This window comes from Giesbergeria sp. (genome assembly GCF_028686475.1).
In the GTDB taxonomy this organism is placed as follows: Bacteria; Pseudomonadota; Gammaproteobacteria; order Burkholderiales; family Burkholderiaceae_C; genus Simplicispira.
On sequence record NZ_JAQUCA010000038.1, the window covers coordinates 1 to 12,328 of the forward strand.

General features: G+C 56.6%; 14 protein-coding genes. 7 read left to right on the forward strand and 7 right to left on the reverse strand.

Annotated features, from left to right (window positions below; genetic code table 11):
- Positions 1-115: 115 nt before the first annotated feature.
- The 3 genes from PHX60_RS15215 to PHX60_RS15225 form a co-directional block, all read right to left on the reverse strand.
- Complete coding sequence (locus tag PHX60_RS15215; RefSeq protein WP_300079469.1) at positions 116-271, reverse strand: hypothetical protein; 156 nt, start codon at positions 269-271, stop codon at positions 116-118.
- A gap of 205 nt (positions 272-476) precedes the next feature.
- Positions 477-1,013 (reverse strand): transposase, encoded by a 537-nt coding sequence (locus PHX60_RS15220; RefSeq protein WP_300079471.1) that lies wholly within the window; start codon positions 1,011-1,013, stop codon positions 477-479.
- An 88-nt stretch (positions 1,014-1,101) separates the two neighbouring features.
- The gene (locus PHX60_RS15225) at positions 1,102-1,605 is read right to left on the reverse strand and encodes a TlpA disulfide reductase family protein (protein ID WP_300079473.1); all 504 of its coding nucleotides are present in this window, start codon (positions 1,603-1,605) and stop codon (positions 1,102-1,104) included.
- A 145-nt stretch (positions 1,606-1,750) separates the two neighbouring features.
- Here PHX60_RS15225 and PHX60_RS15230 point away from each other — a divergent pair, with 145 nt between their 5' ends.
- Both PHX60_RS15230 and PHX60_RS15235 read left to right on the forward strand, forming a co-directional pair.
- Positions 1,751-2,152 (forward strand): PTS sugar transporter subunit IIA, encoded by a 402-nt coding sequence (locus tag PHX60_RS15230; RefSeq protein WP_300079493.1) that lies wholly within the window; start codon positions 1,751-1,753, stop codon positions 2,150-2,152.
- A gap of 15 nt (positions 2,153-2,167) precedes the next feature.
- The gene (locus PHX60_RS15235; RefSeq protein ID WP_300079475.1) at positions 2,168-2,749 is read left to right on the forward strand and encodes an aminodeoxychorismate/anthranilate synthase component II; all 582 of its coding nucleotides are present in this window, start codon (positions 2,168-2,170) and stop codon (positions 2,747-2,749) included.
- 8 nt (positions 2,750-2,757) lie between these two features.
- Here PHX60_RS15235 and PHX60_RS15240 read toward each other — a convergent pair whose 3' ends face one another.
- Genes PHX60_RS15240 through PHX60_RS15255 form a run of 4 tightly spaced genes read right to left on the reverse strand, consistent with a single transcriptional unit; the run spans position 2,758 to position 6,190 of the window.
- Positions 2,758-3,411 carry a 2-hydroxychromene-2-carboxylate isomerase gene (locus PHX60_RS15240; RefSeq protein ID WP_300079477.1) on the reverse strand — a complete coding sequence of 218 codons (654 nt, stop codon included), beginning with the start codon at positions 3,409-3,411 and terminating at the stop codon, positions 2,758-2,760.
- A 3-nt stretch (positions 3,412-3,414) separates the two neighbouring features.
- On the reverse strand, positions 3,415-3,702 hold the full coding sequence (locus PHX60_RS15245; protein WP_300079479.1) for a DUF1289 domain-containing protein: 288 nt from the start codon (positions 3,700-3,702) through the stop codon (positions 3,415-3,417).
- A gap of 43 nt (positions 3,703-3,745) precedes the next feature.
- Positions 3,746-5,887 carry an ATP-dependent DNA helicase RecG gene (gene recG / locus PHX60_RS15250; protein ID WP_300079481.1) on the reverse strand — a complete coding sequence of 714 codons (2,142 nt, stop codon included), beginning with the start codon at positions 5,885-5,887 and terminating at the stop codon, positions 3,746-3,748.
- Positions 5,888-5,932: 45 nt separating this feature from the next.
- On the reverse strand, positions 5,933-6,190 hold the full coding sequence (locus tag PHX60_RS15255; protein WP_300079482.1) for a hypothetical protein: 258 nt from the start codon (positions 6,188-6,190) through the stop codon (positions 5,933-5,935).
- Positions 6,191-6,222: 32 nt separating this feature from the next.
- Here PHX60_RS15255 and leuS point away from each other — a divergent pair, with 32 nt between their 5' ends.
- From leuS to PHX60_RS15280, 5 genes are all read left to right on the forward strand, one after another.
- Positions 6,223-8,919 carry a leucine--tRNA ligase gene (gene leuS / locus PHX60_RS15260; RefSeq protein WP_300079484.1) on the forward strand — a complete coding sequence of 899 codons (2,697 nt, stop codon included), beginning with the start codon at positions 6,223-6,225 and terminating at the stop codon, positions 8,917-8,919.
- 27 nt (positions 8,920-8,946) lie between these two features.
- Positions 8,947-9,459: an LPS assembly lipoprotein LptE gene (gene lptE, locus PHX60_RS15265; RefSeq protein WP_300079495.1), complete on the forward strand. Its 513-nt coding sequence runs from the start codon at positions 8,947-8,949 to the stop codon at positions 9,457-9,459.
- A 14-nt stretch (positions 9,460-9,473) separates the two neighbouring features.
- On the forward strand, positions 9,474-10,529 hold the full coding sequence (gene holA / locus PHX60_RS15270) for a DNA polymerase III subunit delta (protein ID WP_300079486.1): 1,056 nt from the start codon (positions 9,474-9,476) through the stop codon (positions 10,527-10,529).
- A 42-nt stretch (positions 10,530-10,571) separates the two neighbouring features.
- Positions 10,572-10,772 (forward strand): BrnA antitoxin family protein, encoded by a 201-nt coding sequence (locus PHX60_RS15275; RefSeq protein WP_300079489.1) that lies wholly within the window; start codon positions 10,572-10,574, stop codon positions 10,770-10,772.
- 427 nt (positions 10,773-11,199) lie between these two features.
- Positions 11,200-11,880: a hypothetical protein gene (locus PHX60_RS15280; protein WP_300079491.1), complete on the forward strand. Its 681-nt coding sequence runs from the start codon at positions 11,200-11,202 to the stop codon at positions 11,878-11,880.
- Positions 11,881-12,328: the final 448 nt, after the last annotated feature.

A 12,328-nucleotide genomic window follows, 5' to 3' on the forward strand; every position in this document is an offset into this window, starting at 1 on the left:
GTAGGGCAACTGTTTGAGAATGAAATTGGGCATGGGGATTCACCTGCTGGGTGAACAGTATTTGGAGCCTAAACTATTGATTTCAATAGGGGAGCTGGAGATTTTTGACATGAATTCACGGATTCAGGTGATTGATACGTTCGACTTGCGCTGGTTGTTCCTGATGTGAATAGCCAGAATACCAGCACTTAAAACGGATAAATTCGTCGTAAGCGTCACCGTCTTTACCACCACCCCACATTGCGCCCACTGCCCAGTATTGATGTTTCATGTCATGCTCCAAAAAATAAGGTTGATCTGCGGTGCAATCGAAAACAGTGCCCCGCGAGGAATTAACCTTTTAAGGTAGAGTTAAGGGCGTTTTAATCTTATGATTTTATCTATCAAAAATTCAATTTGATTGATTTTTGCTATCTTGAAAACATGGTTGTCGAGTCACGCCCTTTGGACTAACCCGACCTACGGGGTGGTTGAGATCACTCACGGCCCATTCCTTTCGAATCCGGCGCGGCTTGGCCCCAATCGGGCGGGTACGTGCCTGCAGTAACGTGGTGCTGAAAACTGGAATAAGGCCAAGCCGCTGGCGATGCGGCCCACCCATGCTTCACTGGATTGAAATGGATGTAATCGACGTGGCGTACATAGTCTTGTGCGTCACGCACTACATGCTCCCAATAGCGGTGCTGCCAGAGGGCTTGTCCTTGTTTGGCAGCGCGCGCAGCGTCTAGTGGGGCACGCAGTGCCGTCGGACTGTGCTTGGTAAACCAAGTTTTTATCAAACGCCAGCGGGTAGCAAAGTCAGCATCCTCCGGTGGCAGTGTCCAGATACAGTGCAAGTGATCGGGCAAAACAACCATCGCATCAATGTAAAAGGGACGCGCTTGGCGCACGGTGCGAAAAGCTGCGCGCAAAACATCAATGGCCTCTGCTGAAGCCAGAACCGGACGGCGCTGATGTGTCACTACGGTAAAAAACAGCGTAGCACCGGGGATAAATGCACGTCGATAACGCATGGGTTGGGGGGGGTGGAATCACTTGTCGGGTTACGCTGCGCTAACCCGACCTACGAGGCTGCTCATCGCGGAGGCCATGCGGGAGGCTTTAGGTCTCTGCCAACAGTTTTTCAATCAGGCGGTGCAAATCGGCAAAATCGGGGGCACCGACATAGCTTTTAACGATTTCGCCGCGCTTGTTCACCAAATAGGTGGTGGGTGTCAGGCGCACATCGCCCCACGCCTTGGCCACCGCCCCGGTGTTGTCCAGCGCTACCTTGAAGGGCAACTGGCGCGATTGGGCAAAGTTGAGCACATACTGCGGCGGGTCATAACTCATGGCCACGGCCAAGGTGTCAAAGCCTTGGGCTTGGTATTTTTGGTAGGTGGCTACCAGCTCTGGCATCTCGGCCACGCAGGTGGTGCAGCTGGTGGCCCAAAAATTAACCAGCGTCACTTTACCGCGCATCTCTGCGCTGCTGTGGCGCGAGCCATCCAATAGCAAAAAACTCGATTCTGGCGCGGGCGTGCGCCCCGTGTCCCACGCCACCCAAGCGCCTATGCCGACCAAGGCAGCCAGCAGCAAGGCCCCAACGGTTTTTTTGATGTGCATACCAGCTATCCATGTGCTAAAAATTGGTGGTCGATTGTGCGCCAGAGCAGGCGGCAAAAGGCCAAATCCCTACAAACCGGCGGCCACTGCACGGCCAGCCCGCCATAATGCACACACCTGACTGCACCGCCCCCACCGCTATATGATGAGTAGTACGCGCATCCTTTTGCTTGCCCATGCCCCCCTGGCCCATGCCCTGCGCGAATGTGCGCTGCACGTCATGGCCGATTGTGGCGATAGCGTGTTGGCACTCGATGTGCCAGCCCACGCCGCGCCAGAAGACACCTTGGCCCAAGCGGTGCAGCTGTTGCAACCTTTGGGCCACATCCCCACTTTGGTACTGACCGACATTTTTGGTGCCACCCCCAGCAATATCGCCCAACGTTTGGTGCAGCAATGCCCGCAAAGCCGGTTACTCACCGGGGTGAACCTGCCCATGCTATTGCGCGCGGTGTGCTACCGCCATGAGCCGATTGATACCTTGGTGCAGCGGGCGCTGGTCGGGGGCACCCAAGGTGTGATGCAAGTGGATGTTCATGCACCCTGATTTTTAAATATTTTTATGAAACTCTTGATGGTCGATAACTACGACAGCTTTACCTACAACATCGTGCAGTATTTTGGCGAGCTGGGAGCTGAGGTAGCCGTGTTTCGCAACGACGAGATTACCGTGGCGGAGATTCAAGCCCGGCTAGATGCTGGGCAATTGGACCGGCTGGTGATTTCGCCGGGGCCATGCTCGCCCGCCGAGGCTGGCATCTCGGTGGCGGCCATCCAGCATTTTGCTGGCAAACTGCCGATTTTGGGGGTTTGCTTGGGCCATCAGGCGATTGGGGCGGCCTTTGGCGGCAACATTGTGCGCGCACAACAGCAAATGCACGGCAAAACCAGCACCATCACCACCACACAGCAGGGCGTGTTTGCCGGTTTGCCCGCGCAATTTACCGTCAACCGCTACCACTCGCTGGCGATTGAACGCGCCAGTTGCCCCGATTGCCTAGAGATTACTGCTTGGACCGAAGATGGCGAAATCATGGGCGTGCGCCACAAAACTTTGGCCATCGAGGGCGTGCAGTTTCACCCCGAGAGCATCTTGACCGAGCATGGTCATGCCATGTTAGGCAACTTTTTGCAGCCAAGTTAAAACCTCGTTTACGCCGATTTGGGGCTGGCTGGCGGCAAGCCGCTGGGCACTTGGCCTGCTGCTTGCCAATGGGTATCAAACCAAGCATCGCCATCTAAATAGGCGCGTAGCATGGGCAGGCTTTCAAAGCCCCAAAAAATTTTGCCATCCACCTCAAAGGCAGGCACGCCGAACACGCCCCGGTCGGCGGCGGCTTCGGTGTTGGCCCAGAGTAAATCTTTGGGGTCTAGGCCACTGCTGCCCTGCTGCTGCTCAGACAGCAGCGCGCCCAAGGCTTCTAGGCGCGCCGGGTCTAAGGCATCCTGGCCGCCTTGCCATACATGGCGCAAAAATGCGCCCGCCGTAAAACGGTTAATGCTGCCATCCATGCTGTAAGCCAAGGCCAAGCGCAACAAAGGCAAGGGCTGAAAAGGGTGGCGCGCTGGCATTTGCAGTGGAATGCCCAAGCGTTGGCCCATCCAAGTGACGTGGCGATAGGTCCAATCGCGTTTAGCTGGAATACCCGCTGGGCCGGGGTTGCCTTGGGCTTGCAACAATGCGCCCAACAGCACCGGGCGGTATTCGATGCTGTAACTCAAGCCCTCTAGCATGTGCGGCAATTTTTCAAAAGCCAACCAAGCATAGGGCGAGACGAAATCGAGGTAAAAAGTGATGTGCTTCATGGCTTAGGTTTTCTGCGCGGCAGCGGCAGCGGGAGAAGAAGGAAAAGCAAAGCCTGCGCGCTGCGCCAGATGATGCCAAATTGCCAAGCGCGCGCTGCTATCGGCACCCGCCCAAGCACGAATTTCGGGGATGCTGCGAAAACAGCCTTCGCAGTGGCTTTGGTCAGCGTTCATGCGACACACGGCAATGCAGGGCGAGGGCACAGCCTCGTCGCTGTCGGGGGCAAAATAACCGGCCTCGGCCAGCAGTTGGGCGCGGGCGGCAATCGGGGGGAGGGTGGGGGTGTTCATCGTAGGGAGGGCAAAGCAACAAAACCTACCATCATCCCACCATTTAAGCCTTCAAAAACTCGGCCTTGCCACCCAACCAGCGCGCCATGTGGCGCTGGGCCAGTTCGGGGTGTTGCGCCAGCATCGGCGGGGCCAGTGCTTTGGCCCAATCGAGCAGCAGGCCATCGGTGTTCAAATCGGCAAAGCGCAGCATGGCATCGCCCGATTGGCGCGCGCCTAAAAACTCACCCGGCCCCCGAATTTCTAAATCACGCCGGGCAATTTTAAAGCCATCGTTGGTTTCGACCATTGCTTGCAAACGTTCGCGCGCTACTTCACCCAAACGGCCATTGTCGCCGGTGGAGTAAAGCAGCACGCAAGCCGAAGCCACGGCTCCGCGTCCGACGCGGCCACGCAATTGGTGCAGTTGGCTCAGGCCAAAGCGCTCCGCATGTTCAATCACCATCAAGCTGGCATTGGGCACATCCACGCCCACTTCAATCACCGTGGTGCTGACCAGCACGCCCAGCTCTCCGGCGCTGAAAGCGGCCATCACGGCTTTTTTTTCGGTGCTGGGCAGTCGCGAGTGCAGCAGGCCAATCTGTACCCCCGGCAAGGCCGCGCACAAATCGGCATGGGTGGCGGTGGCGTTGGACAGGTCGAGCGCCTCGCTTTCCTCAATCAGTGGGCAAACCCAATAGGCTTGGCGGCCAGCGTCAATTTGCAGTTTTAAGCGCGCGATGAGTTCATCGCGGCGGCTGTCGCTGATGGTTTTGGTGACGATGGGGGTGCGCCCCGGTGGCAGCTCGTCAATCACCGAGACATCCAAATCCGCGTAGTAGCTCATGGCCAAGGTGCGCGGAATGGGCGTGGCCGTCATCATCAGCAAATGGGGTTCCATGCCTTGTGCGGCCAGCTTTTGCCGCAGGGCCAAGCGTTGGGCGACACCAAAGCGGTGTTGCTCGTCAATCAGCGCCAGTGCCAGATTTTTGAAGCGCACCTGTTCTTGAATCACGGCATGGGTGCCAACCACCAACGCGGCTTGGCCGTTTTCGATACGCTCTAGCATGGCAGCGCGTTCTTTTTTCTTTTGTCCGCCCACCAGCCAAGCCACCGATAGCCCGCGCGCCGCCAGCAGCGGCTCTAACCAGCCGATCAACTTGGTAAAGTGCTGTTGGGCCAAAATTTCGGTTGGGGCCATCAGCGCGCATTGCCAACCCGAATCTATGGCGATGGTGGCGGCCAGTGCTGCCACCACGGTTTTGCCCGAGCCTACATCGCCTTGCAGCAGTCGGTGCATGGGCTTGGGGCCAATCAAGTCTTGGGCGATTTCTGCAACCACGCGCATTTGGGCGTTGGTCAGGGTAAAGGGCAGCACTTGCTCTAATTGCTTAAACAGTGGCGTGCCATCCAGCACCTCCGACGCTCCAGCACCTCCATCCAGCACTGGGGCGCGCAATTGTCCGCGCTCGTGGCGCGATTGCGCTTGCGAGAGTTGTTGCGCCAGCAGTTCTTCGGCCTTGAGGCGCTGCCACGCTGGGTGGCTGTGGTCTTCTAGCGTGGCCAAGGCGACATCGGGCGCGGGATGGTGCAAAAACATCAGCGCTTCGCGCAAAGTCCAGAGCTGTTGGCTGCCACTGTGCCATTGCAAGGGCGGTGGCGGTGCGCCTGGTGGCAGGGTTTCGGACAAATCCACCCGCCCCAGTGCCGTGACAATGGCGCGGCGCAAATACGGCTGCGGTAAACCTGCCGATGCTGGATAGACTGGCGTTAAAGCGGTGGGCAGTTCACCTTCGGCCAAACGGAAAACCGGGTGCAGCATTTGGCGGCCCCAATACCCGCCTTTGATTTCGCCGCGAATACGCAAGCGCGCCCCGACGCTCATGGTTTTTTGCTGTGAGGGGTAAAAGCTAAAAAAGCGCAATTCACAGCTGTCGCTGTCGTCTTCGACCAGCACGCGCAATTGGCGGCGCGGTTGCAAGACTACCTCGCAGGCGGTCACGGTGGCCTCAATTTGCACCGTTTGGCCCTCGCGCGTGTTGCGTAGTGGGATGATGCGCGTCTCATCTTCGTAGCGCAGTGGCAAATGCAAGGCCAAATCTATCGGGCGCACCAAGCCTAGTTTACGCAGGGCCTTTTGTGGCGCACTGAGGGCAGCGGGCGCAGGGGCCGCAGGGCAGGGGGCAGGAGCGGCTGGTGCGGGCATAGAAAGAACAAAAAACCACAGCCTACCAGCAGTTGGGCGGTCTGGCTACTTATTCGATAGGCAGCCAGCAATTCTCAATTTGCGGCGCAGCACATCCATCCCTAGCGTCGCCTTGATCACCCTAAAATCGACCTCAATGTTCCAGCGCATGGCGTACAGTGGATTGAGTGCTTTGGCGCTGATATAGCTGAGCTGGCGCAGGGTGCTTACCCGTACCCGGCCATTGAGTTGGCTCTCGTGCATGTGCAGGCTGGATATCAGCCCATCGTCGTATTTTTGCCTCGGGGCTTCTCTTTGTGCCATGATTATCTGACCCCATTTTTACCGATACCCCCATGCAAGACAAATACCAACACACCGAAATCGAAAGCGCCGCACAGGCCCATTGGATTGCCCATGATGCCTACCGCGTCACGGAAGACCAGAACAAAAAGAAGTTCTACGCCTGCTCCATGCTGCCCTACCCCAGCGGCAAACTGCACATGGGCCATGTACGCAACTACACCATCAACGACATGCTCACGCGCCAATTGCGTATGAGCGGCTACAACGTGTTGATGCCGATGGGTTGGGATGCCTTTGGCCTGCCCGCTGAAAATGCCGCCCTGAAAAACGGCGTGCCGCCCGCGCAATGGACCTACGACAACATCGCCTACATGAAAAAGCAGATGCAGGCGATGGGCTTGGCCATCGACTGGAGCCGCGAAGTGGCTACCTGCGACCCCGACTATTACAAATGGAACCAATGGCTGTTCCTGAAAATGCTGGAAAAAGGCATTGCCTACCGCAAAACCCAAGTCGTCAACTGGGACCCCGTGGACCAAACCGTGCTGGCCAACGAGCAAGTGATTGATGGCCGGGGCTGGCGCACCGGCGCGCTGGTAGAAAAACGCGAAATTCCGGGCTACTACCTCAAAATTACCGATTACGCCCCCGAGCTGCTGGACTCCGTCACGGGCGACAAGCTGCCCGGCTGGCCCGAGCGCGTCAAGCTGATGCAGGAAAACTGGATTGGCAAATCCACCGGCGTGCGCTTTGCCTTCCCGCACGACATCCGGGGCAACGATGGTGCGCTGATTGGCGACGGCAAAATGTACGTCTTCACCACGCGCGCCGACACCATCATGGGCGTGACTTTCTGCGCTGTGGCCCCAGAACATCCGCTGGCCGTCCATGCAGCACAAAACAACCCTGCTCTGGCCGCCTTTATCGAAGAATGCAAACACGGTGGCACCACCGAGGCCGAATTGGCCACGCAAGAGAAAAAAGGCATGGCCACCGGCCTGTTCGTCACGCACCCGCTGACACAAGAGCCAGTGCCGGTCTGGGTGGGCAACTACGTGCTGATGGGCTATGGCGACGGTGCCGTAATGGGGGTTCCAGCACACGACGAGCGCGATTTTGCCTTTGCCCTGAAATACGGGCTGGAAATTTTGCAAGTGGTGCAGGTCGATGGTGAAGCCGATTTTGACTTTGAACGCTGGCAAGACTGGTACGCCGACAAACAACGCGGTGTCACCATCAACTCGGACAACTTCAGCGGCTTGAGCTACCCAGAGGCCGTGGATGCCGTGGCCCATGCGCTAGAAAAATTGGGCCTGGGTGAGAAAAAAACCACTTGGCGCTTGCGCGATTGGGGCATCTCGCGCCAACGTTACTGGGGCACCCCCATCCCCATCATCCACTGCCCAGAACATGGCGCAGTGCCCGTGCCCGAAAAAGACCTGCCGGTGGTGCTGCCGCAAGACTGCATCCCGGACGGCTCGGGCAACCCGTTGCACAAGCACGAAGGCTTCCATGCTGGTGTGACCTGCCCGGTGTGCGGCCAAGCAGCCCGGCGCGAAACCGATACGATGGACACCTTTGTCGATAGCTCCTGGTATTTCATGCGCTATTGCGACCCCAAAAATGCCGAGGCGATGGTGGCCGAAGGAGCCAACTACTGGATGCCGATGGACCAGTACATCGGCGGCATTGAACACGCCATCTTGCACCTGCTGTACGCCCGTTTCTGGACGAAGGTGATGCGTGATTTGGGTCTGGTCAAAGTGGATGAGCCGTTTACCAAGCTACTCACCCAAGGCATGGTGCTGAACCACATCTACAGCCGCCGCACCGACAAGGGGGCCAAAGAGTATTTCTGGCCACACGATGTAGAGCATATCTTGGACGACGCGGGCAAAGTCATCGGGGCCAAGCTGAAGAATGCCGTGGACAGTGCTGGCGTGACCTTGCCCGTGGGCACGCCGATTGACTACGAAGGCGTGGGCACCATGTCCAAGTCCAAAAACAACGGCATTGACCCGCAAGAGCTGATTGAAAAATACGGCGCCGACACCGCCCGCTTGTACACCATGTTCACCGCGCCACCCGAGGCGACGCTGGAGTGGAACGATGCCGCTGTCGAGGGCAGTTACCGCTTCTTGCGCCGGGTATGGAACTTTGCCCTCAAGCTGTCCACCCTGGACAAAGACGCTGCCAATGCCTGCGTAGCCGGTGCTGCCAGCCTGAACGAGGTGGCTTTTGGCAAAGAAGCCAAAGCCCTGCGCCTAGAAATGCACAGCGTGCTCAAACAGGTAGATTACGACTACCAGCGTATGCAGTACAACACCGTGGTCTCGGGCACCATGAAAATGCTCAACGCCTTGGAAGACTTCAAGGCGCTGGATTGCCCCGGTGCCCATGTGGCCCTGATTGAGGGTTTTGGTATTTTGCTGCGCTGCCTGTACCCAGCTACCCCCCACATCACCCATGCGCTGTGGACTGAATTGGGCTATGCCAACCATTTGGGTGATTTGCTCGATGCCCCTTGGCCGCAAGTCGATGCCCAAGCACTGGTACAAGACGAAATTGAGCTGATGTTGCAAATCAACGGCAAGCTGCGCGGCTCCCTCTTTGTCCCGGCCCAAGCCGATAAAGCACAGATTGAAGCGGCTGCACTGGCACACGAAGCCTTCCTCAAGCAAGCCAATGGCGCGGCAGCCAAAAAGGTGATTGTGGTGCCGGGCCGCTTGGTCAACCTGGTGGTCTAAAGCATGGCGGCCCTCCCAGCTCCTGCGATGGCAGGTTTGCGCCGTCGGGCTTGGCTGGCGGCATTGCCCAGCACGCTGGCGCTGGCGGCCTGTGGCTTTCGGCTGCGCGGCGTGCCACAGTTTGCTTTTCAGACGATGTATATCGAAGCCCCTGTGGCCTCGCCGCTGGCGCGCGAGCTGCAACGCACGCTGGCCGGTTCTAGCACCGCCTTGCAAGTTTGGCGCGAACCAGCACAGCTACCCCAAGCGCAAGTGGTATTTGAGCTGCTGCAAGAGCAAAACGAGCGCACGGTGGTGGGCCTGAACGCCTCGGGCCAAGTGCGCGAATTGCAATTGCGCTTGCGGATTAAATTCCGCCTGCGTGACCAAAAAGGCGAGGAACTGCTAGAACCCACCGAGTTGCTGCAAACGCGCGACATCAGCTACAGCGAAACCATCGCTTTGGCCAAAGAGGCTGAAGAAGCGCTGCTGTACCGCAACATGCAGACTGATTTGGTGCAACAGCTGCTGCGCCGTTTGGCCGCAGTGCGCCTGCCCTAGCACGCCAAGGCACTATGCACGTCGCCCCGAACCAACTGGCCGCCCAGCTGCACAAAGGCTTGCGCTCGCTCTACACCTTGCATGGCGATGAGCCTCTGCTACAGCAAGAAGCCGCCGATGCCATTCGTGCAGCGGCACGGGTGCAAGGGTATACCGAGCGCAGTAGTTTTACCGTGGCTGGCGCGCACTTTGATTGGAGCGCCGTGCTGGCCGCCGGTGGCTCCTTGAGTTTGTTTGCTGACAAGCAAATCATCGAAGTGCGTATCCCCTCGGGCAAACCGGGCAAAGAAGGCAGCGTAGCGCTGCAACAATTGGCCGAGGCGGCTACGGGCAACGATAGCACCCTGACGCTGGTTTTGTTGCCGCGCCTAGACAAAGCCACCAAAACCGGTGCTTGGTTTGGCGCGCTCGATAGCCACGGCGTCACGGTGCAAATTGACCCGGTAGAGCGCGCTGCCCTGCCGCAATGGATTGCCCAGCGCTTGGCTGCCCAAGGCCAGCAGGTGGTGGCGGGCGAGGAAGGCCAGCGCACCTTGTCCTTCTTTGCCGACCGGGTGGAGGGCAATTTGCTGGCCGCGCACCAAGAAATCCAAAAACTGGCCCTGCTGTATCCCCCCGGAGAACTGCACTGGCAACAGGTAGAGGCGGCGGTGCTGAATGTCGCCCGCTACGATGTGTTTAAGCTGTCCGAGGCGGTACTGTCGGGCCAATTGCTGCGCGTGCAGCGCATGTTGGATGGCCTAGAGGCCGAGGGCGAGGCCGCCGTGCTGGTGCATTGGGCGCTGGCCGAGGATATTCGGGCGCTCAAGCGCGTCAAAGATGCCACCCAAGCGGGCAAGCCCTTGCCCACCGCACTGCGCGAAAACCGCATCTGGGGTGCCAAAGAGCGCCTGTTTGAACGCCTGCTGCCGCGTGCCAGCGATGCTGCACTGGCGCGGCTGTTGCAGTCGGCACACAAGGTCGATGGCATCGTTAAAGGGCTGCCGGTGGCCGATTGGCCGCAACAACCTTGGCAGGCTTTGCAGCGGCTGGCCTTGCAACTGGGCAAGCTGGCGCTGGCAGTACGTTGAACTCCACCCGCCAAGCTAGCCCGGATGAGGCACGGAACTACGATGCCTAAAGAATACGATTTCAGCAAAGGAAAGCGCGGTGTGGTGATTGAGGCTTTTCGTGTCAAAGCTGAGGCGTCGGGGCGTGGTTATCAAACCATGATGAACGAAGCCCTACGTGCCGCCATCGATCCTGAATCCGCCCCTGTGACCCTGTGCACGTTGCGCGCAGTGCTGGATGAGCGGTTTGCGCTGGTAGCGTGAGGGCGGTAGATTGGGTTAGCCTGCAGGGCGTAGGCGCAGAGCGTAGGTTGGGTTACGGATATAACCCAACATCTTCAAGACCAACACCCGCCCACCGTAACAAAATTGTGCACCTGTTATGGTGATGTTGGGTTGCTACGAGGTTACGAGGCTCATTTGCAGCTAGTTTAACTTAGACATGTGCTGTAATGCTGGGCATGTAAAAGAATGCCTATGCGCCACAGCAGTTGAGGCGGGCTTGGTGTTGGGTGTTGGGCGTGTAGGTGGGGATGGGCATCCGCAAAAATTTAGGTTTGCCTAAACGGTAGGGTCTTGGATTTTTCCTATAGAGGGAGGTGGGATGGTGCAATTTTATCCGACTGCTGGCCAGCGTGAAGTCGTCGTCTAATCCCAGTTATACGTTTCTCACTTATTGCCTGGGAACAACATGAAAAGAGAAGTTAAACGCGAAAAACGGCTTCCGGCTTTTTCAATTAACGTTGATGAGTTAGAAATTCTTTGGAAACGACTGATCGCTTTATTCGATGAAAATCAAACTGTCTACTCAACCATAAAAATTAGCTTGCCATCTGAGGAGTTAGAATTTGACACCATTGAAGAGCTAAAGCAGTATCCTCAACTAAAAGGAAATATCACAAGATTTTCTTTATGGTTTTCTCAGGCCAGTAAAAGATGCATCTCAATAAAGTCAAGTTCATTACTTAATTCACAGGCGGGGGTTAGTGCATCGGCTGACAACGAAGCGTGGTGCGCAGGGGCTATCGAGACTACTTTCTCATTCTTTCAAACGCACAAACTTTGGTATCACTGGTTTGTAGCAGCTCCGATAGGGTGGATTTTACTATTGCTCGCTAATGGGCCAACAATTGCTGGTTTTTTTCTTCCGAAAGGTGAAGTGATTGATAAATTTTTCTATGCTGGGTGGATAGCTATTATGCTTGCCATAGCCATTCCATATATTGGAAAAAATAAGCTATTGCCATCATCTGTAATTCGCATTACGGACGAAGAGGGCTTTATCCGAAAGCACGGAGTCGAATTGAGTTTGCTTATTGCGGTAGTGTCCGCTGTGCTTACGGTAGTTGGTTGGTTCGTTGGCTCGAAATAATATTTATAACTAGGTTTAACCTGGCTTTTTTCGATCGCTGGATACTACGCGATGAAGCTACATAGCATCGGTTATCTCTACGTTAGCGTTTGTTCACGGTAGCGCTTATTTCTAGTGCATCAAAATTCGGTTTTTATTTTTTCAGTGTTTTCAAAGTAAATTTTGTCTTTGGTTTATTATCGGGTACTTTTGGGTTCTTCTTGGCACTGGTGCAAGTTCATTTTTCCGGTTATGCTGCCGACTTCGGGTGGCTGTTGTGTGGGCTTGGGTTCTAACGCGGCAGTCAACGCGGACGGCTTTCAGCCGCCGGTTACCTTGTTTCGTTGGGCATCAAAGGAAACTTAATGATAATCCGATTCTTCATCATATTGCTATCTACCTTTTTTCTTACCTCATTCGTGTATCCGCAAGAACACGTGGTAGTTCGTTCGGACTGGAAGAAGTTCTT

Excerpts from the sequence above, each read along its gene's own strand:
- PHX60_RS15215 (WP_300079469.1), bottom strand. The coding sequence starts at position 271 with ATGAAACATCAATACTGGGCAGTGGGCGCAATGTGGGGTGGTGGTAAA.
- PHX60_RS15220 (WP_300079471.1), bottom strand. The coding sequence starts at position 1,013 with ATGCGTTATCGACGTGCATTTATCCCCGGTGCTACGCTGTTTTTTACC.
- PHX60_RS15225 (WP_300079473.1), bottom strand. The coding sequence starts at position 1,605 with ATGCACATCAAAAAAACCGTTGGGGCCTTGCTGCTGGCTGCCTTGGTC.
- PHX60_RS15230 (WP_300079493.1), top strand. The coding sequence starts at position 1,751 with ATGAGTAGTACGCGCATCCTTTTGCTTGCCCATGCCCCCCTGGCCCAT.
- PHX60_RS15235 (WP_300079475.1), top strand. The coding sequence starts at position 2,168 with ATGAAACTCTTGATGGTCGATAACTACGACAGCTTTACCTACAACATC.
- PHX60_RS15240 (WP_300079477.1), bottom strand. The coding sequence starts at position 3,411 with ATGAAGCACATCACTTTTTACCTCGATTTCGTCTCGCCCTATGCTTGG.
- PHX60_RS15245 (WP_300079479.1), bottom strand. The coding sequence starts at position 3,702 with ATGAACACCCCCACCCTCCCCCCGATTGCCGCCCGCGCCCAACTGCTG.
- recG (WP_300079481.1), bottom strand. The coding sequence starts at position 5,887 with ATGCCCGCACCAGCCGCTCCTGCCCCCTGCCCTGCGGCCCCTGCGCCC.
- PHX60_RS15255 (WP_300079482.1), bottom strand. The coding sequence starts at position 6,190 with ATGGCACAAAGAGAAGCCCCGAGGCAAAAATACGACGATGGGCTGATA.
- leuS (WP_300079484.1), top strand. The coding sequence starts at position 6,223 with ATGCAAGACAAATACCAACACACCGAAATCGAAAGCGCCGCACAGGCC.
- lptE (WP_300079495.1), top strand. The coding sequence starts at position 8,947 with ATGGCAGGTTTGCGCCGTCGGGCTTGGCTGGCGGCATTGCCCAGCACG.
- holA (WP_300079486.1), top strand. The coding sequence starts at position 9,474 with ATGCACGTCGCCCCGAACCAACTGGCCGCCCAGCTGCACAAAGGCTTG.
- PHX60_RS15275 (WP_300079489.1), top strand. The coding sequence starts at position 10,572 with ATGCCTAAAGAATACGATTTCAGCAAAGGAAAGCGCGGTGTGGTGATT.
- PHX60_RS15280 (WP_300079491.1), top strand. The coding sequence starts at position 11,200 with ATGAAAAGAGAAGTTAAACGCGAAAAACGGCTTCCGGCTTTTTCAATT.